This window comes from Corynebacterium aquatimens (assembly GCF_030408395.1).
GTDB classification, from domain to species: Bacteria; Actinomycetota; Actinomycetes; order Mycobacteriales; family Mycobacteriaceae; genus Corynebacterium; species Corynebacterium aquatimens.
The window spans coordinates 826,293-850,295 of sequence record NZ_CP046980.1; the positions used below are offsets into that span (position 1 = coordinate 826,293).

General features: G+C 60.9%; 21 protein-coding genes. 17 read left to right on the forward strand and 4 right to left on the reverse strand.

Annotated elements, in window-relative coordinates; genetic code table 11:
• Positions 1 to 2 precede the first annotated feature (2 nt).
• The 3 genes from CAQUA_RS03780 to CAQUA_RS03790 are packed head-to-tail and all read left to right on the forward strand — an operon-like array spanning position 3 to position 2,741.
• The gene (locus CAQUA_RS03780) at positions 3 to 755 is read left to right on the forward strand and encodes a lysophospholipid acyltransferase family protein (protein WP_196824449.1); all 753 of its coding nucleotides are present in this window, start codon (positions 3 to 5) and stop codon (positions 753 to 755) included.
• 35 nt (positions 756 to 790) lie between these two features.
• Entirely contained in the window at positions 791 to 1,300 is a 510-nt protein-coding gene (locus CAQUA_RS03785) for a polyadenylate-specific 3'-exoribonuclease AS (RefSeq protein ID WP_196824448.1), read from the forward strand.
• A gap of 52 nt (positions 1,301 to 1,352) precedes the next feature.
• Positions 1,353 to 2,741 (forward strand): class II 3-deoxy-7-phosphoheptulonate synthase, encoded by a 1,389-nt coding sequence (locus CAQUA_RS03790; protein ID WP_196824447.1) that lies wholly within the window; start codon positions 1,353 to 1,355, stop codon positions 2,739 to 2,741.
• On the opposite strand, the gene CAQUA_RS03795 is transcribed toward CAQUA_RS03790, so the two are convergent.
• Positions 2,738 to 4,003: a protein kinase domain-containing protein gene (locus tag CAQUA_RS03795; RefSeq protein ID WP_196824446.1), complete on the reverse strand. Its 1,266-nt coding sequence runs from the start codon at positions 4,001 to 4,003 to the stop codon at positions 2,738 to 2,740. The genes CAQUA_RS03790 and CAQUA_RS03795 overlap by 4 nt on opposite strands.
• Positions 4,004 to 4,171: 168 nt before the next feature.
• Between CAQUA_RS03795 and CAQUA_RS03800 the strand changes: the two genes are divergently transcribed.
• On the forward strand, positions 4,172 to 4,519 hold the full coding sequence (locus CAQUA_RS03800; protein WP_196825614.1) for an Rv2175c family DNA-binding protein: 348 nt from the start codon (positions 4,172 to 4,174) through the stop codon (positions 4,517 to 4,519).
• Here CAQUA_RS03800 and CAQUA_RS03805 read toward each other — a convergent pair.
• Genes CAQUA_RS03805 through CAQUA_RS03815 form a run of 3 tightly spaced genes read right to left on the reverse strand, consistent with a single transcriptional unit; the run spans position 4,491 to position 7,721 of the window.
• Positions 4,491 to 5,984 carry an alpha-(1->6)-mannopyranosyltransferase A gene (locus CAQUA_RS03805; protein WP_196825613.1) on the reverse strand — a complete coding sequence of 498 codons (1,494 nt, stop codon included), beginning with the start codon at positions 5,982 to 5,984 and terminating at the stop codon, positions 4,491 to 4,493. The two genes, CAQUA_RS03800 and CAQUA_RS03805, sit on opposite strands and share 29 nt — an antisense overlap.
• Entirely contained in the window at positions 5,984 to 7,075 is a 1,092-nt protein-coding gene (locus CAQUA_RS03810) for a polyprenyl synthetase family protein (RefSeq protein ID WP_290178726.1), read from the reverse strand. The genes CAQUA_RS03805 and CAQUA_RS03810 overlap by 1 nt, the downstream gene beginning before the upstream one ends.
• A 10-nt stretch (positions 7,076 to 7,085) precedes the next feature.
• Positions 7,086 to 7,721 carry a GNAT family N-acetyltransferase gene (locus tag CAQUA_RS03815; RefSeq protein WP_196824444.1) on the reverse strand — a complete coding sequence of 212 codons (636 nt, stop codon included), beginning with the start codon at positions 7,719 to 7,721 and terminating at the stop codon, positions 7,086 to 7,088.
• Between the two features lie 206 nt (positions 7,722 to 7,927).
• Here CAQUA_RS03815 and CAQUA_RS03820 point away from each other — a divergent pair, with 206 nt between their 5' ends.
• The 13 genes from CAQUA_RS03820 to murC all read left to right on the forward strand — a co-directional run bounded on the left by CAQUA_RS03820 (position 7,928) and on the right by murC (position 24,001).
• Positions 7,928 to 8,377 carry an SAV_6107 family HEPN domain-containing protein gene (locus CAQUA_RS03820; RefSeq protein ID WP_196824443.1) on the forward strand — a complete coding sequence of 150 codons (450 nt, stop codon included), beginning with the start codon at positions 7,928 to 7,930 and terminating at the stop codon, positions 8,375 to 8,377.
• Between the two features lie 117 nt (positions 8,378 to 8,494).
• Positions 8,495 to 8,884, forward strand: a complete 390-nt coding sequence (locus tag CAQUA_RS03825; protein ID WP_196824442.1) for a DUF3040 domain-containing protein — start codon at positions 8,495 to 8,497, stop codon at positions 8,882 to 8,884.
• Positions 8,885 to 9,292: 408 nt separating this feature from the next.
• On the forward strand, positions 9,293 to 9,727 hold the full coding sequence (mraZ, locus tag CAQUA_RS03830; RefSeq protein ID WP_196824441.1) for a division/cell wall cluster transcriptional repressor MraZ: 435 nt from the start codon (positions 9,293 to 9,295) through the stop codon (positions 9,725 to 9,727).
• 226 nt (positions 9,728 to 9,953) lie between these two features.
• Positions 9,954 to 10,940, forward strand: coding sequence for a 16S rRNA (cytosine(1402)-N(4))-methyltransferase RsmH (gene rsmH, locus CAQUA_RS03835; RefSeq protein WP_196825612.1), 987 nt, complete (start codon positions 9,954 to 9,956; stop codon positions 10,938 to 10,940).
• An 84-nt stretch (positions 10,941 to 11,024) separates the two neighbouring features.
• Positions 11,025 to 11,888, forward strand: a complete 864-nt coding sequence (gene ftsL / locus CAQUA_RS03840; RefSeq protein WP_196824440.1) for a cell division protein FtsL — start codon at positions 11,025 to 11,027, stop codon at positions 11,886 to 11,888.
• 282 nt (positions 11,889 to 12,170) lie between these two features.
• A complete protein-coding gene (locus CAQUA_RS03845) occupies positions 12,171 to 14,084 on the forward strand; it encodes a peptidoglycan D,D-transpeptidase FtsI family protein (RefSeq protein ID WP_196824439.1) in 1,914 nt (637 codons plus the stop codon).
• Between the two features lie 81 nt (positions 14,085 to 14,165).
• A complete protein-coding gene (locus tag CAQUA_RS03850; RefSeq protein WP_196824438.1) occupies positions 14,166 to 15,746 on the forward strand; it encodes a UDP-N-acetylmuramoyl-L-alanyl-D-glutamate--2,6-diaminopimelate ligase in 1,581 nt (526 codons plus the stop codon).
• Positions 15,746 to 17,284, forward strand: coding sequence for a UDP-N-acetylmuramoyl-tripeptide--D-alanyl-D-alanine ligase (locus tag CAQUA_RS03855; protein WP_196824437.1), 1,539 nt, complete (start codon positions 15,746 to 15,748; stop codon positions 17,282 to 17,284). Before CAQUA_RS03850 ends, CAQUA_RS03855 begins: the two co-directional genes overlap by 1 nt.
• A gap of 8 nt (positions 17,285 to 17,292) precedes the next feature.
• Positions 17,293 to 18,393 (forward strand): phospho-N-acetylmuramoyl-pentapeptide-transferase, encoded by a 1,101-nt coding sequence (gene mraY / locus CAQUA_RS03860; RefSeq protein WP_196824436.1) that lies wholly within the window; start codon positions 17,293 to 17,295, stop codon positions 18,391 to 18,393.
• A 5-nt stretch (positions 18,394 to 18,398) separates the two neighbouring features.
• Complete coding sequence (murD, locus tag CAQUA_RS03865; protein WP_196824435.1) at positions 18,399 to 19,826, forward strand: UDP-N-acetylmuramoyl-L-alanine--D-glutamate ligase; 1,428 nt, start codon at positions 18,399 to 18,401, stop codon at positions 19,824 to 19,826.
• A gap of 16 nt (positions 19,827 to 19,842) precedes the next feature.
• On the forward strand, positions 19,843 to 21,402 hold the full coding sequence (locus CAQUA_RS03870; protein WP_376993116.1) for an FtsW/RodA/SpoVE family cell cycle protein: 1,560 nt from the start codon (positions 19,843 to 19,845) through the stop codon (positions 21,400 to 21,402).
• A 29-nt stretch (positions 21,403 to 21,431) separates the two neighbouring features.
• Positions 21,432 to 22,556 (forward strand): undecaprenyldiphospho-muramoylpentapeptide beta-N-acetylglucosaminyltransferase, encoded by a 1,125-nt coding sequence (gene murG, locus CAQUA_RS03875; RefSeq protein WP_196824434.1) that lies wholly within the window; start codon positions 21,432 to 21,434, stop codon positions 22,554 to 22,556.
• A complete protein-coding gene (gene murC / locus CAQUA_RS03880) occupies positions 22,553 to 24,001 on the forward strand; it encodes a UDP-N-acetylmuramate--L-alanine ligase (RefSeq protein WP_196824433.1) in 1,449 nt (482 codons plus the stop codon). Before murG ends, murC begins: the two co-directional genes overlap by 4 nt.
• The last annotated feature ends 2 nt before the right edge of the window (positions 24,002 to 24,003 follow it).

The window sequence follows — 24,003 nt, forward strand, 5'->3', positions numbered from 1 at the left end:
CCATGAATAACAAGTGGTACAAGTTCTTTAAGTACGTGCTCATGGGGCCGCCTCTTTTGGTGTGGAACCGGCCGAAGCTGATCGGCAAAGAAAACATTCCGCCGGAGGGAACCCCGGCGATGATGGTGTCCAACCACCAGGCTGTTATGGATTCCTTCTACTTCCCGCTGGTGTGCCCCCGTCAGCTGACGCACCCGGCGAAGAAGGAATACTTCACCACCCCCGGCTTTGTCGGGAGGATGCAGAAATTCTTCATGACGGCCGTGGGGCAGGTCCCGATCGACCGTGAGGCGAAAGATTCCGCTGATTCCCTGATGGGTGCGACCAAGGAAGTGTTTGCCCGCGGCGACCTCTTCTGCATCTACCCAGAAGGCACGCGTTCCCCGGATGGGCGTATTTACAAAGGAAAAACGGGAATGGCTCGCGTGGCGATGGAAACCGGCATTCCGTGCATTCCGGTGGCCATGATCAACACGCAAAAGGCCAACCCCATTGGCACGTGGATTCCACGCCCAGTAAAGGTGATTGTGAAGATCGGCGAGGCTGTGGACCCGCACGCGTGGGCACGCGAGAACGGTTTTGAGCCGGATGATCCTGCGGTATGGCGCCCATTCACCGACTACTTCATGCAGCTGCTTGTGGATCTGTCCGGGTACCCGTACGTGGACATGTACGCCGCGGACGTGAAGAAGTCCTTGGACGCTGGCCACGGCTACCCCGAAGGCGCAGAGCCAGACCCTGCGCACAACCAGTAGCGGGCAGCAGACAGAAGCGACTAGCAGGGCTCTACGTGCGGTATTTCTACGACACTGAATTCATCGAAGACGGCTCCACAATCGAGCTGGTATCCATCGGCATCGTGGCTGAGGACGGGCGCGAGTATTACGCGGTGTCGTCCGAGTTTGATCCAGCGCGCGCGAATCACTGGGTGCGGGAGAATGTTTTAAACAAGCTGCCGGGGCCAAGCAGCCCAGTGTGGAAGAGTCGGGCCCGAATCCGCCAGGAGATCTTCGAGTTCCTCACCACACAGGACGCGTACCCAGAACTGTGGGCATGGGTGGGAGCCTATGACCACGTGGTTCTGGCCCAATTGTGGGGCGACATGGCTGGTTTGCCGCGCGAAATACCGCGCTTCACCCGCGAACTCAAACAGTACTGGGAGATGTGTGGTCGCCCGAAACTCCCGCCGGTCCCGGACGGCAACCATGATGCCTTGGTGGATGCCCGCCACAACGTGGAAAAGTTCGCAGCATGTGCGGAAGTGATGCCGCTTGACGGCAGGGGAGCGAAAAGTCGCTGACCTGATTTTCACCAGATAGGAAACCCGCCCATAACGTGCTACAAGTTAAAGGGTGAGTTGGACTGTAGACATCCCCAAAGAAGTACTTCCTGACCTGCCTCCGCTTCCCGGTGACATCAATGAGCAATTCCAAGATGTCATCTCCAGGGATGCAAAGCAGCAGCCGAGCTGGGACCCGCACGCGGCTAACTACGTGCGTAAGCTCTTGGAGTCGGTGCCGCCCGTCGTAGTTGCGCCGGAGATCCACAAACTCAAGGCCCAGCTTGCAGATGTTGCCAATGGTGAAGCCTTCCTGTTGCAGGGTGGCGACTGTGCGGAGACGTTTGAGTCCAACACGGAACCACACATCCGCGCCAACATTAAGACTCTGCTTCAGATGGCGGTGGTGCTCACCTACGGTGCGTCCACCCCGGTTGTGAAGCTTGCTCGTATTGCTGGCCAGTACGCGAAGCCGCGTTCCTCCGACCTGGATGAGAACGGTCTGCCCAACTACCGCGGGGACATCGTCAACGGTGTCGAGCCCAATGAGGAATCCCGCCAGCACGACCCGGCACGCATGGTTCGTGCGTACGCGAACTCTTCCGCAGCGATGAACCTTGTCCGCGCTCTGACCACTTCCGGTACCGCTGATCTGTACCGCGTGGAGGCGTGGAACCGTGAGTTCGTTGCCAATTCCCCGGCGGGCGCACGCTACGAAGCGCTGTCGCGTGAGATTACTCGCTCACTGCACTTCATGGATGCCTGTGGTGTGAACGACCGTGAGCTGCGTACCTCGGAGATCTACGCTTCGCACGAGGCGCTGTTGGTGGACTACGAACGCGCAATGCTGCGCCTGGCTGAGGACGAGCAGGGTCAGACGAAACTCTACGACCTGTCCGCTCACCAGCTGTGGATCGGTGAGCGCACCCGTGGCATGGAGGACTTCCACGTCAACTTCGCTGCCCTGATTGATAACCCGATTGGCATCAAGCTCGGCCCGAAGGTGACCCCGGAAGAAGCAGTCGCGTACGCCCGCAAGCTGGACCCGGACCGTGTCCCGGGTCGTCTCACGATGGTGGCACGGATGGGCCACGAGAACGTCCGTGATGTCTTGCCGGGCATTGTCCAAGCTGTGGAAAATGAAGGCCACAAGGTGGTCTGGCAGTGCGACCCGATGCACGGCAACACCTTCACGGCGGAGAACGGGTACAAGACCCGCCACTTTGACAAGATCATCGATGAGGTTCAGGGCTTCTTTGAGGTCCACCGTGGTTTGGGTACCCACCCGGGCGGTATCCACATCGAGCTCACCGGTGAGAACGTCACCGAGTGCCTCGGCGGTGCTCAGGACATTACCCACCTGGACCTGCCGGGCCGCTACGAGTCCGCATGTGACCCGCGTCTGAACACCGAGCAGGCCCTTGAGCTTGCGTTCCTCGTCGCGGAGATGCTGCGCTACTAACGGATTATTTGTGGCAACTCGGAGGTCACCCCGGCCCCGAGTTGCCATGATAAAACCGCGACCATCGCCGTTGTTAGGGAAATGACCAGCAACGCGAGAAACAACCCCACCCCGGACCGATTCGTTTCCGGCCGCGGCGGCGCAGGATTAGCCGGAGCCGGCCGCGCAGGGTGTGCAGAACTGTGCTGCGCGGAGGAGTAGTAGTCCCACGCATCATCGTCACCGTACTGAGCCCCATCCCCGCCCGGGTAGTCATCTGCGTAGCCTCCAGAGAAACTCTCCGTAGCAGGGGAGTCGTCCGGTTGGACCGTAGGGAAGAGGGATTTATCGATGTCGTTTCGCCGCGGGTGAATTTCCGTCACGGACGTGGGAATCGCTGCCACGCGGTGTGCCGCGGATTCGGTGGGCACGGGAATGCGGTACCGCGGCAAATTCAACTCATCGCAGACATCGTCTAGGGCATCGAGGAATTCGCCTGCGTCGTGGAAGCGGTCGTGTGGCGAGCGAGCAGTAGCCGTGGCCACCAACTCGTCGAAAAGCTTGGGCACGCCCTCAATGCACTGCGAGGGCGCGGGCACATCGCGGGTGAGCCGAGCGAACGCGTGGGCCATGTCCGTGTCACCGGAAAATGGCGCGCGGCCGGTGAGCAGCTCGAAAAGTACAACGCCGGCGGAATAGACGTCGGACGCCTGGGTGATCTCGGAGCCGTCGACTTGCTCGGGGGAGAGGTACGCAACGGTGCCCACGATGTGGTCAGAGGAGCGGCGCGATTCGCTCGCCGCCCGCACCAGACCAAAGTCGCCAAGTTTGACCGTGTGATCACCACCAATGAGAATGTTGTCCGGCTTGATGTCGCGGTGAACCATCCCCTTGTCGTGCGCAACGGAAAGACCCGTGAGCACGGCGCGCATGACGGTGGCTGCGGCGTGGGGTGGCATGGGGCCACGTTCAGCCAGCAGCTCACGTAGGGTTCCACCGGTGATTAATTCCATGATGAGGAAGACATCCTCGCCGTTCGCCGAGAAATCGTAGACTCCCACGAGGTTCGGGTGGCTCAACTGGGCCATCGCGCGCGCCTCGCGGCTGAAACGTTGCAGGAAGACCTGGTCGCCCACGTAGCGTGAGTCCATTACTTTCGCGGCGACGTCTCGGTCCAGGCGCGTGTCCACGGCGCGGTAGACGGTGCTCATCCCGCCGCGGGCGATGGGTCGGTCAATCACGTACCGCCCTTCCAGAACGTCTCCCGCAACGAGTTCAGTCATGGATCACAGTATAGGTTTGCCCGTGCCCCACAATTGCGCTCGGAATAGAAAGTGGGATTTTTAATTGCGCCGCGCGCCCGCGAGTGCCGTAGTGTGTGTGCTGTGAACGCGAATGCAGGGGCAAAACCAAGCGGGGACGTAAACGATGATTTCGGCGGCGAGTACGACATTGCTGAGCTGCTCAAAGGCGAAAAATTGTTGCCTTTCGCGGACGTCGCTGAGCGCCTCGGCGTACCAGTGACCAAGGTCCACGATTACGTGAGCAACGGCAAACTCGTGGCCTGTCGGATCGACGGCATCAAGGTCATCCCAGAGGTTCTGCTCGACGAAAACGGGGAGCTGTCAAAGTTCGTCGCTGGAGCAATCACAGTGCTTTACGACGGCGGGTTTAACCAAGAAGAGGTGTTGCATTACCTGTTCACGGAGGACGAGACCCTGCCGGGGCGCCCCGTGGATGCGCTTCACGGCCACGGTGCCCGCGAAGTGATTAGGCGCGCGCAGGCGCTTGCGTTTTAGAGCCGCGATCAGCTGAAACAGACTTCGTGCGGGGATGAACGATATACGCGCTGGCCATTGCAACCGCCAGTGAAGCGAAGACCCACCAGCCGTTGTAAAAGCGGTGGTTGCCGCTACCCGTAAACGCGAGACCGACGAACACGGATGCTGCGACGGTGAAGCGAATCAGCCAAGGCTGCGGCTTGAACGTGCCCACAAGCGAGATTGATGATGCGAAGTACCAGGGAAGCGTCACGGCATTGAACAGGAACGCAACCTGGTAGGCCAGCGCTGTGCCCATCACCGCGCGCCGGGGCGACTGGCGGAAGACCAACCAGACTGCCACCAGACCCACGAGCATGAGGACTGAGCCGATCGTACGGCTGACGCTAAGTGCCGAGTTGTACTTAAACGTGTCGTCGAAAAGCAAAATGTAGGGCGTGATTGCGTCCGCGAGGAACGTCGCACCGGAGAGGGGATTGACCACCTTTGAATTGCCGGAAATCTGCGCAAGCCAACCCCACGAGGCGCCGGAAACCCACGTAATGGCTGCGACGACGGCGATCGATTCCGCAATGATCGCGATGCCCGCCGCGGCGAGGGTGATGAGCCTTCGGCCAAGCGAAGCGCCATCCGCGTAGCGGCGCAGGGCAAGCCAAGCGACGAAGGGGAGTGCGATGGCCGCCGTGGCTTTGAGTGCTACGGCGACCGCCATCAGTGCTACTCCGCTGAAAAAACGTGAATCGAGGCTAAGCAGCAACCCGATGCTGACGAGGCCAACCATCACGGATTCATTGTGCATCCCACCAACGATATGGATGATCATGACGGGGTTTGCCACCCCCAACCACAACGCCACCGCGGGGTCACCGCCAAGCCGCGTAGCAATTCGCGGAATCGCCCAGACCATCGCCGCGAACCCGGCGAGAGTGATGAACTTGTACACAATCAGTCCGGCGGCCACATTATCACCAACCAGTGTGGTGACTGCCTCCCCTATCCACAGGTGCAGCGGACCATACGGCGTGGTGGTGTTGCGCCAATCATGGGACACTTCCAGCAGGTACGGGCCCGGATTAACGGCTGCCCCCTCGGAATAGGGATCGAAGCCATCACGAATCATCGCACCCTGCATGAGGTAGGAGTACACATCACGCGACATCAACGGCGCCGCGAGCAGCAATGGAGCCACCCACGCCCATGTGCAATTGCGGACGAACGTTAGATCGCCTCCCGTATCACGATGTGATGCGATAAGCGATCGTCCGAGCAGAACCCAGGCGGCAACTAAGAGGAACACGCCTACGGCGAGCACAGTGCTGAAGATTCCGCGCGCATGACTGTAGCTGAGGAAGCTTAAGTCGACGGACGCGAGGAAGCCGCCACGGTTACGGGTTGCCCCAGCGCCGATAGAACCCACGGCCATCAAAATGCCTGCGAGTGTACCCATCCACAGGGGTTGGGTGACCAAGCGCCGCATCCCCATCATGACGTCCGTTCTGTTGCCTTCACCGCAAGAACCCTAAGATCTTCGCGCGCTTGTGGTGTCAGATCAGCGTCGTCCAAGTACGCCAAGCCACTACGCGTTAGGTCAGCGATCGTCGCTTCCACCACGTCGACTGCCCCCGATGACTCGATGAGCGCGGAGACACGTGCGAGATCGTCTGGGTTCTCTGACGCGCCCACGATGCTTCGGACGTAGGATGCGGCCTCTGGGTCTGAGACGTCCAGCGCTGCGAGCGCGTGGGCCAAAAGTGCGGTGCGCTTGCCCTCCCTGATGTCATCTCCAACGGGCTTGCCCGTTTCGTGTTCCTTGCCAAACACTCCCAGTACGTCGTCGCGGAGTTGGAACGCAATCCCAATGTCATGACCGTAACCGCGGAGCGCGTTGATCGTCTCTGCTGGTGCGCCAGCGATCGCCGCGCCCAAGTGTAGGGGGCGTTCGATGGTGTAGGCCGCAGTTTTGAACCGGCTGACTGTAGTGGCACTAGCTAGGCTTTCATCCCCCGACGCTTCCAGGGAAATATCGAGGATCTGGCCGCCGATGACTTCCGTGCGCATGGCCATCCATGGTGTCCGGGCTCGCTCACGGGCATCGGCTGAAAGGCCGGAAGTGACCAACATATCGTCGGCCCAGGCAAGTGCTAGATCGCCCACGAGGATCGCGATGTGCTCACCGAAGTTGTCGGATTCACCGCGCCAACCCTTCCGTGCATGATCGTGCGCCACTGCGCGGTGGACAGTTGGATTGCCCCGGCGGGTATCGGACGCATCAATAATGTCATCGTGGATAAGCGCGCAGGCCTGAATCAGTTCTAAGGAACTGACAGCCGCAAGAACTGCCGCTGGGTCCTCTTCGGGGGCGTGGGCGCCGCGCGAGCCAACAAATCCTGTCCAGGCGAACACCGGTCGAAGGCGTTTGCCGCCTTGGTGGACAAAGTTGCGCAGATGCTCCACGGCTTCAAGCACGGGTGGTCCAAGCGGTTCTACGTCGGCGACGCGACGGTCGAAATAACGAGCCAGCGCGTCTTCCACTGCGCGTGGTAGGGAACTTAAGGGGAGGCTGGCTGGAGTCACGGCGTTCACTTTATCCCAACGGTAGGCTGCGACCGAGGATCGCGAACGGCCTGTGGTCACCTGCGTACATGAAATTGCGCAAGACGTCTTGGAATCCCAGGGAACGGTACAGACCGAACGCGGAGTTCTGTTCACCCGCTACTTCCGGCGTGGACAACAAAGCGTGACGGGCCGGCACGCCGTCGAGAAGGGTAGTGAGAAGAGTCCGTCCGATTCCTTTACCTTGCGCTTCCGGAAGAACATGAATTTCGGCAACCTCGAAATAGCTTCTGACGAACTCTGGAAAGTCACCCCGTACCGGTCCGCGCGGACCATCAGGCGCGCTCACGCTCGGGTACCACTTGCTTTCCAATAGCCCCCGACGCAGCTGCTGATCCCACCAGAGATCGGGGTTTCCTAAAAAGCCGTAGGCGACCCCCACCACGAATTCTTCGCCCGCTGGCTGAGGATCCGCCACGGATTCGTCCCGGGTTTCACACGCAATGTAGGCAACAAACCCCCGGTTGAACACGTCATTGCGCCATGACCGCATCCGCTGATCCTTCATAGACGGCGGATACCCCATTGCCCGGAGATGAATATCCACGAGATGCGGGCTCGCGCGCGCGAACTCAAACCCGCTCAGTCTCCGAATACGAATGGTCACAATCCCATGCAATCACGCCGGCGGGGCCCGGGGGATGAAATTGGGCAACAACTTTCAAACTGATTAGAACAGACGTTCGATTTTGGGGCCTAATCCATCGCACAGTGTCCGGGCAGGGCGTTACGGTTGGCTCAAACATCGAACACAACACCACAAAATTAGAACACAACAGCACATATCTAGAGCACGAAGCAAAGGTGAACGACATGGGAAACGTAGTATCTGCCACAACGCGAGCGGCCTACGGAAAATCGGATAATGCGGGAAAGCGCTCCCAGCGGGAGTCTTTCTTAACCGCCGCCGCAGACCTGCTCGATTCTGCCCACATTCACCTGGGCAAAGAGGCGTATGACCTTGCATTGGAGTATGGATACCAGGCTGCGTTGCGCACAGCGGGGGCGGAAATCTCTAGCTCTCCTGCGCTAGCGAAGCGGAAGCGTCTGCCCTCGAGTGCGTGGGAAAAGCTCTCGCTTACTGGGGTTCGGGGCAAATACTGGGCCTCGGAGCTTGGAAAGTTTTCCCGGGTCCGCGGACGAGTGGCCTCCGGGATTGAACTTCACCCCGAACCAATCACGGTTGCACGTCTCGTTGCGTTGGCGGATGAGTTTTACACGGAGGTGTCCCTTGGCGCCACCGAAACCGGCCTTGCTGCGTAGTGCTTTACCGCTACCCGTTAAAGGGGGTGGGGAACTTAAGGCACGAGGGAACAATCTGGAGAAGCCAAACGTTATATGCTCATAGCTAGAGACGTGCCAACAACTCTGGGAGGAAACGTGTCTCTTTCAGAGCAAGAACAGCAGCTGCTCCGTGAAATTGAGGAGTCGTTGCTCGCTGACGACCCGAAATTCGGCTCAACCGTGTCCTCGACCCGGGTTGACCAATCTCCGTCGACTGGGCATCTGAGCATGCGTTCTGCCGCCATCATGATGCTGGGTCTGCTGCTTCTCATTGGTGGAGTGGCGCTGGCCGCACAAAGCACGTGGTTTGTCATCCTCAGCATCGTCGGCTTCATACTGATGTTTGCGGGCGGGGTCTGGGCCCTCAAGGCGCCGGCCAAAGATGTCGAATATCGCGTGACGTCGTCGCCGACATCCACCGCAACGCAGTCGAAGCGCGGCTCTCGCATGGAGGAGAACTTCCGTCGCCGCTTTGAGCAGCCGTAGCTCACCCCCAAAAAACACACGCCACCGAGACATCTCGGTGGCGTTTTTCGTGCCTTCCCCATTTCTCCCACTTTCACCCACAGTGGTTAATAACTAGCCCTTTGTTGAAGGGGCCTCGCGCGTTCCCTGCGTAAACGCGAACGTGAAACTGGTACCTATGTTGCTTATGTGATAATTGTGATTCAGGGCTCGAGATTGACGGGAGGCTGCGCCACTCATTCTTGCTGCTTTAACCAGCTAATTTAAAAATTTTTAGCGGAAACTTTGTTTCGGATGTGGTGTTTGTGGGGGAAAGTGGGGTAAAGTGGGGCCAGGTGAAGAAACGTGGGCTCCGTGTGGGGTGCACGGATCGGATCTCATAAAAGTTCACAGCCGGATGTCATTGAGTTCAGGAAGGTAGGGCGCCGGATGTTTCTGGGCACCTATACCCCCAAGCTGGATGACAAAGGGCGCCTGACACTGCCCGCGAAGTTCCGTGAGGGACTGGCGGACGGATTGATGGTGACCAAGGGGCAAGACCACTCTTTGGCGGTCTATCCCCGTGAGGAATTCGCGGCACGCGCACGTAAAGCTGCAGCGGTTTCTCGCACGAACCCGAAGGCACGCGCGTTCATTCGTAACTTGGCAGCAAGTGCGGATGAGCAAGTGCTCGATGGTTCTGGTCGCATCACCTTGTCGCCGGCGCACCGCGATTACGCGAACCTGTCCAAGGAATGCGTGGTCATCGGATCCGTGGATTTCTTGGAAATCTGGGACGCCAAGTCCTGGGCGCAATACCAAGAAAATACAGAGGCTGCGTTTTCCGCAGCGGATGAAGACGACATTCTTTCCGGTCTGCTGTAAACGGAAAACCCGTCACGCAGGCAGCAGGAGAGTGTGTAGGAACTCTGCTCGGGGCGTGAGTTGTTCTGGTGTACTTCCCCGATACCAGAATGACCGCCTCGGGCAGGGCTCTATACGCTCCCCGCTTTTAGCGCTAACAACAAGGCCAAAGACAACTACGCACGGCTCACGGTGAACGTACAAGGGGGTGATCCCAGTGGCACGAACGGCAGATATTTCCTCTGGAATGGATTTTTCCACGCAGGCGAACCACGGACACGTTCCGGTGATGCGTGATGCCATGGCGGAACTTCTTGCTCCAGCCGTAGAGGCCTTCGGGGAATCCGCGGTCATCGTGGACGGAACGTGCGGGGCTGGCGGTCACTCCCACTACTTCCTAAGCGTTTTTGACAACGTCAAAGTCATCGGGATCGACCGTGATGAAGCGTCGCTTCGCGCCGCGAGTGAGCGCCTTGCTGAATTCGGGGAACGGTTTACCCCTGTGTACGGGCGCTTTGATGTCTTGGCCGATGCGTTGGTGGAGGGTGAAGGGCAGATCTTCGACACCGTGCGTGAGCATGGACTAGCTGGAGCATTCTTTGACCTGGGCGTCTCTTCGATGCAACTGGATCAAGAAGATCGAGGCTTCGCGTACAAGGTCGATGCGCCCTTGGATATGCGGATGGATACGTCGCTGCCGTTGACTGCGGCGGACGTGTTGAATACCTACAGCCACGGTGACTTGGCGCGGATTCTAAAAACCTATGGGGACGAGCGCTTCGCTGGGAAAATTGCCTCGGCGATTGTGCGTGAGCGCGAAAGCGAGCCCTTCAGCACGTCCGGGCGATTGGTGGAGTTGCTCTACGCAACCATTCCGGCAGCGTCGCGGCGAACCGGCGGTCATCCCGCGAAGCGCACGTTCCAGGCGCTGCGCGTGGAGGTCAATCGTGAGCTGGAAGCGCTTGAAAACGTGATTCCGATGGCGGCGGACGCGCTGGGTACTGCTGGGCGAGCTGTCTTCATGAGCTACCAATCTCTCGAAGACAAGATCGTGAAGAAAGCCTTCGTTGGACTCACTGAGTCGAAGACTCCGCCCGGGCTTCCGGCGGATTTGCCGGGGTACGGCGCAGAGTTCCGGATGGTCACGCGGGGAGCGCTTCAGGCTAGTGCGGAGGAGATAGAACTCAATCCGCGAGCCGCGCCAGCGAGGGTAAGGGCGATCGAAAAATTATGAACTCCACATCCCCAAACCCTCAACCTCAACTAAAGCCTTAAAACCTACCGACAGACTTAGATCACTACCGAAGGGACGCACGTCATGGCACCACGCGGAGATGCCGCCACCGAAGCCCGGTACCCCAGCCGGACTACTTCGCGGTCCGGGGCACCCACCGCTCTTCTAGAGCGTGACCCGCGCCGCGCGGAGAACACGGCGACTAAGCGGGCTGCACGTCCGACGGGCCTTGCACCGTCTGGTCTTAAGCCACGTGTTGCCCCGCACGTCCCAAGGCGCAGCCGTCTTGGTTCGAAGCAGGTTGTGTCCGTCCGTGGGCGCAGGGTTGTGGCGAGCACGGAGACCAAGCGGAAGTTCTCCGTCCTGTCGTTTGTTGCGTTGCCGCTGTTGGTTCTGGGCATCTTCGGGGCAATGCTTCTTTCTGCCTTGTCCACGCAGCAGACGTTTACGCTCGAGCAGCTCAAAGCGGAAGAGCGCACTCTGTCCAACGAGATTGAGTCCCTCAACAGGTCGGTGGAAGAAGCTAAGTCCTCTGCCAACATCGCCCTGCGAGCAGACAAAGCTAACATGACGGTTCCTGGCCAACCAGGAATTTTGGCCGTTGGGCCTGACGGCAAGGTTAAGGAAACCGGTGAAGCGGATCCGGCGAAGAAGTATCGCGTGATTGACGTCAATGCTGAAACAATCCGTACGGACCGTGCGACGAGTGACCGCGACGCGACGCGTGACGTGGCCGACTCGCTAGCAGCGTTGCCGCAAGTTGCGGGCGCACAATTTGCAGCCACGCCTGGCCCCGCGGGTGCTGCGGCACCAGCACCGGGCCCCGCACCGGCACAGCGCCCAGCAGACGTGCCGGCGCAGCCGCCCGCAAACGCGCCAGCTCAGCGTGAAGAGGCTCCCCGCCCGGCGGAGCAGGCGGAACCTGCAGCTGAACGTGCACCACGCTAGTGCGGACCGCGCGGAGTGGTGTGGTTCGTTCAGTTAGTGTGTTCGGGAAGTGTGGCGCTCCTCAACTTGGGGCACCGAGGGGGCAAGATTAGGGCCATTGTGTCCAATTTATGAGGTAGGAGAAAGCGGTTAGTGAGTCGATCTACTGAGCCCCGCCGAACCAATCCCTCATCCAAACGACCTGCAGGGACACCGCGATCAAGTGCGTCTCGGCAAAGCACGCCGCGGCCAGGAACATCCACCCGCGTGAAGGTCCCGCAAAAAACCGTGACGCTGAGCAGGATGTCGATCTTGACGGCTGTCTTTCTCATCATCGCGCTGCTTCTTGGCTCCCGCCTGGCGTGGGTGCAGCTGAAGTGGGGATCCGAACTCAAAGAGGTCTCGCAACTGCAGCGCGAGCGTGAGTACAAGGACCCAGCGCGCCGTGGTGACATCGTGGATAGGGAAGGGCGTTACCTCGCGTACACGATGAAGGCGCGATCGCTCGTGGTCTCGCCCACGCGTTTGCGAGATGAGCTCGGGGAAATCGTCCGCGCTGAGATGCTGAGTGAGGGCGCTTCCAAGAGCGATATTGAAGCGCAGCAAGCTGCACGCATTGAAGACATTCTCCGCCAGATGGCAACAAAGATTCCCGAGATGGTTGCGGAAGGTGAGAAGAAATACCAGCAGCCACCGCAGGCCGATGGTGATCTGAAGAAGAAGGACGGCTCGGGCGAGAAGCCGCCGGCCCAGAAAATAGAGCCCGCGGAAATTCTAGAAAAGCTTCACGCAGACAGTGAGTACGAGGTGCTGGTGCGCAACGTCGACCCTGACGTGGCTGCGGAGGTTGCCCAGACGTTCCACGGTGTGGCCGCGGACCGGCAGGATCTGCGCAAGTACCCCAATGGTGCTGTTGGTGAGAACATCGTGGGCAAGGTCGGTACGGACGGTGCTGGGCAGTTTGGCCTTGAGGCTTCCAGTGATTCCGTGCTGACCGGCATCGATGGACTGTCCTATCAGGATGTCTCCGCGAATGGTCAGGCGATTCCGGGCACGTTGCGCGATGTCGTTCCGGTGGTCGACGGCGCGAAAATTGAGCTCACCGTCGACCTTGATCTGCAGACGTACGTCCAACAGGAATTGGAACAAGCTCGCATCAATTCCAAAGCAAAAGGCGCGGAAGCCGTTGTTCTAGACGCGAAAACCGGCGAAGTGCTGGCGATGGCTAATACCGGGACAATTGATCCGAACGGCGATCTTGAGAAGCAGCTTGCCGACGGCCGCAGTTTTGAAAACCCCTCGATTTCCAACCCATTTGAGCCAGGCTCAGTAGCAAAGATCATTACCGCGACCGGAACGATCGAAGAGAAACTCACCAAGCCGGATGAGGTCCTTCAGGTACCCGGTTCCATTGACATGGCAGGGGTGACCGTACGCGACGCGTGGCCGCACGACGTGGCGCCGTACACCACAACGGGCGTGTTTGGTAAGTCATCAAACGTGGGAACCCTGATGTTGGCGCAGAGGCTGGGGGAGAAGCGCTTCAACGACTACGTTCACCGCTTTGGCATCGGTCAGACCACCGGTATTGAGTTGCCCAATGAGTCCCCGGGGCTTTTGCCGCCGATCGAACAGTGGTCCGGTGGCACGTTTGCCAACCTGCCGATTGGCCAGGGCATGAGCTTGACCACGCTGCAGCTGGCTGGTGTGTATCAGGCGCTGGCCAACGGAGGTGAGCGTATTGAGCCGCGCATTATTAAATCTGTGACTCTGCCTACGGGGGAAACTGTCCCGCAGGAAGAGCCGAAACGCGTGCGGGTTGCCAGCGAAGAGACGTCCCGCACGGTGCTGAACATGTTCCGCGCACCGTTCCAGGAGGATCCTAACGGCGTTAACTCGGGCACTGCGGCGGGTAATGGGATTCCTGGGTACCAACTGTCCGGTAAAACCGGTACTGCGCAGCAGGTGAACCCGGAAACCGGTGCTTATTCAAATTCGGATTACTGGATCACATTCGCCGGTATTGCACCGACGAATGACCCGCGCTTTGTTGTCGCCGTGATGCTTGATGACCCAGAACGGGGTCCGCTGGAAGGCGGCGCGGGTGGACAATCCTCTGCACCAGTGTTCAAGTTGATTGCAGAATGGCTGATCAGCCGAGAGAACATTCCGGTCAGCCCCGACCCAGGTCCGCCGTTGGTGCTTGAAGCCCGCTAAGGCAGCTGTGGAAACTGTAGAAGAAGAACAGAAACTTAGAAGGCAAGAAAGCGCATGAGTTCGGAGGAGGCAGAGGAGAAAATGGAGCCGACACGCCAACCGGCAGGAACGGGTCTTAGTGAGCTGCAGTCGATCGCGGGCGCCAGGCTGCTCAACGCCCCAGATACGGATTTCCGTCTCACCGCCATCGGTCTTGATTCACAATCCCTGGTGGAAGGCGCGATGTTCGCGGCGCTGCCGGGAACGCGTGTTCATGGGGCAACGTTTGCGCATAACTCGGCCGCCTCAGCCATCCTCACCGACCATGACGGCGCTGCCATCTTGGAAGAGGCAGGGGAGACGCGTCCGATCCTCGTTGTTGAGGACGTGCGGGAGATCTTGGGTGACGTTGCCGCACGGATTTATGGCGACCCCACGCGGGATCTCACCGTCATCGGCGTGACGGGCACATCCGGCAAAACCACCGTCACGTACATGCTGGAGGCAGGGTTGAGCGCGGCGGGCTGCGCCGTGGGCCTGATTGGCACCACGGGCACGCGCATTAAGGGCCGTGAGGTTCCAACGAGCCTGACCACGCCAGAGGCGCCGAAGTTGCAAGAGCTCTTCGCACAAATGCGAGACGAAGGCGTCACGCACGTAGTCATGGAGGTCTCCTCCCACGCGTTGGTGTTGGGGCGCGTGCGTGGCGTGCGTTTCGATGTAGCGGGCTTTACCAACCTGTCCCAGGATCACTTGGACTTCCACCCGACGATGGAGGACTACTTCGCGGCCAAGGCGATGCTGTTTGACCCAGCATCCCCGTTGAAAGCAACGACCTCAGTGGTGTGCGTCAACGATGCCTGGGGAGAAAAAATGGCGGCGCTTGCCCCTGACGCGATTACGGTGCGTTCTTTCGCAGATGAACCGAGTGGGGATCCGATCGCGCATGAATTCGACTGCACGGCGACGTTGATTGAAACTCAACCGACCGGCGCGCAAAAAATTGAGGTCCACTTGAACCAGCCGCGTTTCGACGGCACGACGTTCACCGCGACGATTCCCATGCCGGGCGCCTTCAACGTGGCTAATGCGGGCTTGGCCTTGGCTATCGCCGTGGCAACCGGCGCCCCCAAGGAGGGTTTCCTCGACGGCGTTGCGGCGTCCGCAGTGCCTGGTCGCATGGAGCGTATCGACGAAGGGCAGGACTTCATTGCCGTCGTTGATTACGCGCACAAACCTGCTGCTGTCGCCGCAGTGTTGGATACCCTGCGGAAGCAAGTGAGCGGGCGCATTGGTGTGGTGATTGGCGCAGGCGGTGACCGGGACCGGGCGAAGCGCCCGATGATGGGCGCGGAGGCCGCGCGCCGGGCAGACCTCGTGATCGTCACCGATGACAACCCGCGCACCGAAGACCCAGCGGTGATCCGAAAAGCAGTGCTACAAGGCGCGAAAGGCCGCGGGGCGGAGCTGCGCGAAGTGGCCTCGCGCGCAGAAGCAATCTCTGACGTGGTGGCGTGGGCCGATCCCGGAGACGCCGTGATCATCGTGGGCAAAGGCCATGAGGTTGGCCAGATCGTGGGTACTACTACCCACCACTTTGATGACCGCGAAGAACTGTCGCGCGCTATACAGGCCCGCGCTGCACGGGCCCGTGCACCCAAGACCGGAATGGAGGACGCGTAATGATCCCTCTGAGTTTGTCCCAGATCGCAGACATCACCGGCGGTCGGTTGAGCCCGGAGGCTGACCCGCAAGCACTGGTGACGGGTTTTGTTGAGTTCGACTCAAGGAAGGTCACCGATGGGGGCCTCTTCGTTGCATTGCCCGGAGCAAACGTCGACGGCCATGACTTCGCCGCGGCCGCAATGGAGCGCGGCGCCGCGGGTGTTCTGGCAGCCAGGGAAGTTGGTGTCCCGGCGGTCATCGTTCCGCCGATTGACTTCAGCGCAGCGGAGCATGAGACCGACAATTCTGACTTGGCGGCCAGTGACCCGGATGGCTCCGCACGCGCGGTCGTGGCTGCGATGTCGGCACTTGCCGCGTACGTCGCCGAAACGCTGGTGCGCGATCACGGACTGCGCATCATCGGCATCACCGGTTCAGCAGGAAAAACTTCCACGAAGGATCTCATCGCGGCAGTGTTGTCTTGCGCGGGGGAGACCGTGGCTCCTCCCGGATCATTCAACAATGAAATCGGTCACCCGTACACGGTCCTGCGCTGCACGGAGAACACTGATTTTCTCGTCGCGGAAATGTCCGCCCGCGGCATCGGCCACATCGCGCACCTGGCTACGATTGCCCGGCCGTCGATAGGCGTTGTGCTCAACGTGGGCAGCGCCCACTTGGGTGAGTTCGGCTCACGCGAAAACATCGCGAAAGCGAAGGGCGAACTGGTCGAATGCCTGCCGTCGTTAAGCGAACGCGGCGTGGCGGTGCTCAACGCGGACGATGAATTTGTGGCTGCGATGAACCAGCGGACGTCCGCGCGCGTGGTCACGTACTCCGCGGCGACCCCGCCTGTGCCTGGAGCCAGCTACTACGCCACGAACATTGCGCTCGATGACCTCACGCGGGCAACGTTCACCATGCACTCGCCCGGCAATGAACCGGTAAGCGTGCGGCTTCGCGTGTTCGGTGCGCACCAGGTCTCTAATGCCCTCGCCGCAGCGGCAGTCGGCATTGAGTCAGGCATGGACGCAGCGGACGTCGCGCGATGTCTGTCGGACGCCTCCAGCGTGTCGGGCAACCGCATGGACGTGAACACGCGCGCAGACGGAGTAACCGTGATCAATGACGCATACAACGCTAATCCTGACTCCATGCGCGCTGGCATCGCCGCCCTGGGCTTTACGGCGGCCGCGCGACCGGGGGTCCGATCAATCGCGGTGATTGGTGAGATGGGGGAGCTGGGCGCGGACTCCGTGGACGCCCACCGCACGTTGGGCGATGAGTTGGCCCGCTACCGCGTGACGCACGTGGTTGCGGTTGGCGACAGCCCGGAGATTGACGCGGTGATGGAACGCGCGCGGGAACGCGGAATTGAAACCGTCAATGCGTACGGTGTCGACGAGGCGGCCGCGGAAGTAGCTGGCATACTTTCTACGTCACCGCTGGGTGAAGAAAACTGGCATGCGCGTGAGCACAAAGACGTCGTGTTAGTGAAAGCCTCCAACGCGCTCGGCCTCTGGCGCGTCGCGGAAAAACTTTTGGATAAGGAGTAAGCGATCCCATGACTGAGATCCTCATCGCTGGCGTGGTCAGCTTCCTGGTGTCAATCTTCACCACACCGGCGATTATTCGGTACTTCACGTCTGCGGGTAAAGGCCAAGAGATCCGCGAGGACGGGCCGAAGTCCCACTTGCGCAAACGCGGCACGCCGACGATGGGTGGCATCGCGATTCTTTTAGGCATCGTGGTCGCTTACTTGGTGGTGGGTTTCTACAGCATCGCCACCGGCCACGTGGGATTCACCGCCTCTGGCCTGTTGGTGTTGGGTCTCACCGTAGGCCTTGGCCTGTTGGGTTTTGCGGATGATGGTATGAAGCTGTTCTTCAACCGCAACCTGGGCCTGAACAAGACGGCGAAGCTCGTGGGCCAGCTTGTTATCGCGCTCATCTTCGGTCTGTGTTTGCTGCGCTTCCCCAACGAGGACGGGTTGACGCCGGGTTCGACGCGCGTGAGCTTCGTGCGCGACATCGAGACCTTTGACGTTGCCGTTGGCGGCGCGGTGATCGGCACGATCCTCTTCCTTATCTTCATCTACTTCCTCATCGCCGCGTGGTCCAACGCCGTGAACCTCACCGACGGTCTCGATGGCCTCGCTGCGGGTTCCACCGCGCTGGTGATGATGGCGTACACGTTCATCACCTTCTGGCAGTTCCGCAATTCGTGCTCTACCGCGGCGGTCGCTGGCTGCTACGACGTGCGCGACCCGCTCGATCTGGCTGTGCTCGCCGCGGCCGGCATGGGCGCATGCGCGGGATTCCTCTGGTGGAACGCCGCCCCTGCGAAGATTTTCATGGGGGATACCGGCTCGCTCGCGCTTGGTGGTTTGGTCGCGGGTATTTCGATTACCAGCCGCACCGAAGTCCTCATGGTCATCGTGGGCGCGCTCTTTGTCATGGAGGTCACCTCCGTGGCACTCCAGATCATCTCCTTCCGCACCACCGGCAAGCGCATCTTCCGCATGGCACCGTTCCACCACCACTTTGAAAATGGCGGCTGGCCGGAGACCACCGTGGTCATTCGCTTCTGGTTGATCACCGCGATCGCCGTCTCTGCGGGATTCGCGGTCTTCTACAGCGAGTGGCTTAACACGGCGGGAGTGTAACAACAATGACGTCCCCCATCGCAGGGCCAGTCCTCATCGCTGGCGCGGGAGTCTCTGGCCTGGGCGCGGCAAAGCTCTTATCGACGATCGGTATTAGCTGCACCGTCGCTGACGACAATGAGGCCGCACGGCTACGCGTTGCCGAAGAAACCGGTGCGAGAGTGATCTCCACGCACGAAGCGATTACTACTGTGCATTCGGACCCGAACGCGTACGACATCGTCGTAACGTCCCCGGGCTGGCGACCGGATTCGCCGCTTTTAGTTGCTGCGCGCGAGGGTGGCTATGACGTCATCGGTGACGTGGAGCTGTGCTACCGGCTTGATCGCGCTGGAGTATTTGGAGCACCGCGTGAGTGGCTGGTGGTGACGGGTACGAACGGGAAGACCACCACCACCGGAATGCTCGCGGCGATGATGGAAGAAGCCTCGCTGGACACAGGCAAACGCGCTGTGGCCTGCGGAAACATCGGTGTTGCTGTGGCGGATGCACTGGTTGATCCGCACCGCGTTGACGTGTTGGTCGCGGAGCTGTCCAGCTTCCAGCTGTACTGGTCGGACCACCTCACCCCGGATGCCGGCGTTCTTCTCAACTTGGCCGATGACCACCTGGATTGGCACGGTAACTTTGACGCCTACGCGGAGGCGAAGGCGAAGGTGCTTACCGGACCGATCGCGGTTGCTGGCGCGGACGATCCCCTCGTGGCCGAGCGCGTCGCTGCAACTGGGCGCCATGACATCATCGGTTTCACTCTCGGTGAGCCACAGCCCGGCCAGGTCGGTGTGATTGATTCGATGATCGTGGCGCATCTGGGCACTGACCTTTCGGGAGAACCGGTTCCCGTCGCGTCCGCGGAGGGCATCGAGCCCGCTGGGATGGCAGGCGTTCTGGATGCGCTCGCGGCATCCGCTGTGGCACTGACGCAAGGCGTCACGCCGGAACACATTGCCCGCGCGCTGAGCCGGTACAAGGTTTCCGGGCACCGCGGCGCCGTTGTTCATTCTGCGGGTGGGATCGACTGGATTGATAACTCCAAGGCGACAAACCCCCACGCCGCCGATTCCGCGATCGGTGATCTATCCCCGGTGGTCTGGATCGCCGGCGGTCAGCTCAAAGGCGCAGATATTGACCCTTTGATCGCTGCGCACGCGCACCAGTTCCGTGCGGTCGCGCTCTTGGGCGTCGATCGTGGGATTATCGCTGCAAGTCTCGCTGCCCATGCGCCCGACGTCCCAGTGTTTATCACCGATTCCACTGACCCGGTACGCGCAATGAAAGACGTCGTCTTCTTTGCCGCTGACCATGCGCGCAGCGGCGACACTGTCGTGCTGGCTCCTGCCGCCGCCAGCCTGGACATGTACACGTCCATGGCGCAGCGCGGAGATCTTTTTGCCGATGCCGCGCGCGCCACACGCGTAAATCCCGTCACATAAGGCAAGCTAAGACCCGATGGCAACTCAGATACCGCACCGAACCGCTCGCCGCGCACCAGCCCCGCGGCCAGCTGCGCAGTCACGCCCGGCTGCCCCGCGCAGCGATGCGTCCGCAAGCGCGTCCTCGGGTCTCGCTCGCGCGATCACCCGCGCAACCCGCTGGATGGAAGCCCGACCGCTGCTGGATTACACGATGATCCGCACTATCGTCTTTGTCCTCGCCGGCCTCGGCGTGGTCATGGTGACCAGTGCCTCGATGACGTGGTCCATGCTCGGCGATTCTTCCGTCTGGGCGCAGCCGCTGAAGCAGGCCATCGTTGTCGGCTTGGGTGTGGTGGCGTTCATTGTTGCCCTGCAAATCCCGCCGCGAATAGTGCAGCGCTTCTCCTTCGCCCTCGTTGCCCTCGCCATCGCCCTGCTGGTCTTAGTGCTGATCCCCGGGATCGGTACTGGTGCTGCCCAGGTGGGGTCCCAGTCGTGGATCTCTGTCGGTGGATTTCAACTCCAGCCCTCTGAGCTCGCCCGCGTAGCCATCTGTGTGTGGGGTGCGTCCATCCTGGCCAACAAGGATCCGCGGTACCTCCTCGAGCCGACGAACGGCTTCGTTCCCTTTGTTGCCGTTGCCGGTGTGTGCATGACGCTGATTACGGTGCAGGGCGACCTTGGTATGGCTCTCTCGTTCGCAGTCGTGGTCGCTTTCATCCTGATCTTCGCGGGAGTGTCCTGGAACCTGATCGGCATTTTCGCCGGTGTCGCCGTGGTCGGTTTGGTCTTCGTCATGGCCGCCGGTGGTTACCGTTCACACCGCTTCATGGTTTACTTCGACGCGCTGTTCGGAAAATTCGAGGACACCCGCGGCGTCGCCTTCCAGTCCCACCAGGGCTTTCTTTCGCTTGCCGACGGCGGCCTGTTCGGCGTGGGACTCGGCCAATCACGCGCGAAGTGGTTCTACCTCCCGGAGGCAAAGAACGACTTCATCTTCGCCGTGATCGGTGAAGAACTCGGCCTGTGGGGCGGACTGCTTGTCATCTCCTTGTTCTTCTTGCTCATGTTCTTCGGTCTGCGTACGGCGCGCCGGGCGCAGAACCAGTTCCAGGCACTGCTCGCGGCATCGCTTACAACGTCCGTGGTGTCCCAGGCGTTCATCAACATCGGCTACGTTGTTGGACTGCTGCCCGTGACCGGTATTCAGCTGCCGATGATCTCCGCTGGCGGTACCTCGGCCGTGATCACCTTGGGCGCTATGGGCCTCGTGGCATCAGTCGCACGGCACGAGCCAGATGCCGTGTCCTCCATGCAGAACTACGGCCGTCCGCTCTTTGACCGCCTGCTTCTTCTTCGCGAGCCGACCCCGGCGGTAGAGCGCCCTCAGGCGAACGAACCGGACCGTTCTGCCGATACGCGCCGCGCGCCGCAGAGCATGCCTGGTCGCTACGGCGTGCCGGTTACGGCGCGCCGCACGTCCCCGCAGCGGGAGCAGGCGCGGCGCACACACGCTTCTCAACCGACTCGTTCACCGGCGCCGCGCAAGGTCTCACGCCGCGAAACCCCACACAGCACCCGCCGGGCAAGCTAGTGTCACGCCGGGCGCGATAGTCTAGAGCAATGCAGGCTGACAAGGTTGACACTTCAGAAGGCTCAGAAAGCAGCGAGCACGCCACGGGCGCAGTCAGCGTAGTTGTCGCTGGCGGCGGCACGGCTGGACACATTGAGCCGGCGCTTGCGGTCGCGGAGGTTCTGCGCGATTCCTACGGCGCATCAGTGTCCGCACTGGGCACCACTAAGGGGCTGGAGACGACGATCGTTCCCGCCCGCGGGTTTGAGCTCGCACTGATTGATCCGGTGCCCATCCCGCGCAAGAAGCCCTGGAAGCTCTTTGGAGTCCCGTTCAAGCTGGCCAAGTCGGTGGGGCAGGCACGGCGCGCCTTGAAGGCTGCCCACGCGGACGCCGTGTTCGGAACCGGTGGATATGTTTCCGCATCCGCCTACCTCGCTGCGCTGAGCATGCGCATCCCGTTCTACGTTTTAGAAACCAATGCGTTGGCGGGCATGGCTAACAAACTCGGCGTGCGCCTTGGCGGGGTTGGCTTCAATGCCGTTCACGGCTCTGGCATGAAAGGCGATGTGCTGGGCATCCCGGTGCGCCCCGGCGTGGGCAAGGATCCGGATGGGGTCAAGGCACAACGCGGGTACGCGATGTGGAACTTGGATCCTGATCGCCCCACGATCCTGGTCACCGGCGGAAGCCAAGGTGCGCGAAGCATTAATACTGCGCTCGAGGGAGCCGTCGATACGCTCGTGCGTGAGGGCTTCCAGATTCTCCACGCGTACGGCCGGAAGAATGATGAGCCGCCGGCCCACGAGCACTACGTTGCCGTTCCCTACATCGATGACATGGAGGCGGCCTACGCGGTCGCTGACATGATCATTTGTCGCTCGGGCGCGATGACGGTGGCGGAGAATTCCGCAGCCGGTATCCCGGCGATCTACGTGCCGCTGCCGCACGGCAACGGTGAGCAAGGCCTGAATTCCGCCCACCTCGTCGACGCTGGTGCGGCCGTGCGCATTGATGACGCGGAGTTGAGCCCGGACACCTTGATCCGTGAGACCGTAGCGATCCTGAACGACCCGGCCCGTTATGACTCGATGCGCGCGGCGTTACAGGGCAGCACCGCGGGAAGCGTCGCAGACGAAATCGCTGGAAGAATAGTACGGGGAGTGAAGAAATGACAGATCTAAGCCGCGTTCACCTCATCGGTATTGGCGGTGCTGGAATGTCCGGCGTCGCGCGCATTTTGCTTGACCGCGGCAGCGTGGTCACCGGTTCGGATGTCAAAGACTCCCGCCCCGTTAAAGCCCTGCGCGCTCAGGGCGCGCACATTGCTGTGGGTCATGCTGCGGAGAACCTTGATTTAGCCGGTGATGGTGAACCCACGGTCGTGGTCACCAGCTTTGCCGCGATCCCAAAGGACAATCCTGAGCTACTAGAAGCTGCGCACCGCGGGATCCCGATCATCCGCCGCTCTGACCTCCTGGGCGAGCTGATGGAGGGCTACACGCAGATCCTCTTCGCCGGTACGCACGGCAAGACAACAACTACCTCCATGGCGGTCGTGGCGCTCCAGGCGGCGGGCGCCGACCCGTCGTTCGCGATTGGTGGCCAGCTCAACCGCGCAGGCACGAACGCTCACCACGGCAGCGGTTCCGCGTTTGTTGCGGAGGCCGACGAATCCGACGCATCGCTGTTGCGTTACCGCCCGGACATTGCCGTGATCACCAACATTGAGCCTGATCACCTTGATTTCTTTGACTCCGAGGAGGCCTACTACGGCGTCTTCGATGCCTTCGCTGATTGCGTCACGGACAGCGGGCACTTGGTGGTTTGCCTTGATGATGATGCCGCGGCGCAGTGCGGTGAGCGCGCGGTGAAGCGCGGCATCAACGTCGTCGGCTACGGCACTTCGGCTGCGGCACAGCGCCACCCGGATGTTCCCTGTGGAGCGCTGATCACGAATGAGGTGGCTGAATCGACCCACACGGCCGTGACTGTTCACTTGGCCGAACAGCAATTGGACGTGCTCTACACGTTGTCGGTCCCTGGCCGCCACATGGTTCTTAACTCCGCGGCGGCCCTTCTGGCTGGCGTGCTTGCGGGGCAAGACGCCCAAGCACTCGCGGATGGTTTGAGCGAGTTCACCGGCGTCCGTCGCCGTTTTGAGCTCAAGGGAATCATTGGTTCCGGCCCGTATGAGGGCGTGCACGTCTACGACGATTACGCCCACCACCCGACGGAGGTCGCTGCCGTTCTCACCGCCGCAAAGCAGCGCGGCCGCGTTGTCGTGTGTTTCCAGCCGCACCTGTACTCACGCACCCAAACCTTTGCCACGGAATTCGCCCAGGCACTATCGCTTGCAGACGCGGTGGTGGTCTTAGAGATCTTTGGCGCCCGCGAGCAGCCGGTGGAGGGCGTGGACTCCCGCATTATTACCGACGGCATTGATCGCGTGGCAGCCGTAGCGGGTTCGCCGGACCCCGTGGTCTACCAGCCTGATTTTTCTGCGGTTGCGGGCGATGTTGCCCGCATCGCGCAGCCCGGCGATCTGGTGATCACCATGGGCGCTGGCGATGTCACGCTGTTATCGGGGCCAATCCTCGACGCATTGGCGGGAGCATAACG

Excerpts from the sequence above, each read along its gene's own strand:
- CAQUA_RS03780 (WP_196824449.1), top strand. The coding sequence starts at position 3 with ATGAATAACAAGTGGTACAAGTTCTTTAAGTACGTGCTCATGGGGCCG.
- CAQUA_RS03795 (WP_196824446.1), bottom strand. The coding sequence starts at position 4,003 with ATGACTGAACTCGTTGCGGGAGACGTTCTGGAAGGGCGGTACGTGATT.
- CAQUA_RS03805 (WP_196825613.1), bottom strand. The coding sequence starts at position 5,984 with ATGGGGATGCGGCGCTTGGTCACCCAACCCCTGTGGATGGGTACACTC.
- CAQUA_RS03820 (WP_196824443.1), top strand. The coding sequence starts at position 7,928 with ATGGGAAACGTAGTATCTGCCACAACGCGAGCGGCCTACGGAAAATCG.
- mraZ (WP_196824441.1), top strand. The coding sequence starts at position 9,293 with ATGTTTCTGGGCACCTATACCCCCAAGCTGGATGACAAAGGGCGCCTG.
- rsmH (WP_196825612.1), top strand. The coding sequence starts at position 9,954 with ATGGATTTTTCCACGCAGGCGAACCACGGACACGTTCCGGTGATGCGT.
- ftsL (WP_196824440.1), top strand. The coding sequence starts at position 11,025 with ATGGCACCACGCGGAGATGCCGCCACCGAAGCCCGGTACCCCAGCCGG.
- CAQUA_RS03845 (WP_196824439.1), top strand. The coding sequence starts at position 12,171 with ATGTCGATCTTGACGGCTGTCTTTCTCATCATCGCGCTGCTTCTTGGC.
- CAQUA_RS03850 (WP_196824438.1), top strand. The coding sequence starts at position 14,166 with ATGGAGCCGACACGCCAACCGGCAGGAACGGGTCTTAGTGAGCTGCAG.
- CAQUA_RS03855 (WP_196824437.1), top strand. The coding sequence starts at position 15,746 with ATGATCCCTCTGAGTTTGTCCCAGATCGCAGACATCACCGGCGGTCGG.
- mraY (WP_196824436.1), top strand. The coding sequence starts at position 17,293 with ATGACTGAGATCCTCATCGCTGGCGTGGTCAGCTTCCTGGTGTCAATC.
- murD (WP_196824435.1), top strand. The coding sequence starts at position 18,399 with ATGACGTCCCCCATCGCAGGGCCAGTCCTCATCGCTGGCGCGGGAGTC.
- CAQUA_RS03870 (WP_376993116.1), top strand. The coding sequence starts at position 19,843 with ATGGCAACTCAGATACCGCACCGAACCGCTCGCCGCGCACCAGCCCCG.
- murG (WP_196824434.1), top strand. The coding sequence starts at position 21,432 with ATGCAGGCTGACAAGGTTGACACTTCAGAAGGCTCAGAAAGCAGCGAG.
- murC (WP_196824433.1), top strand. The coding sequence starts at position 22,553 with ATGACAGATCTAAGCCGCGTTCACCTCATCGGTATTGGCGGTGCTGGA.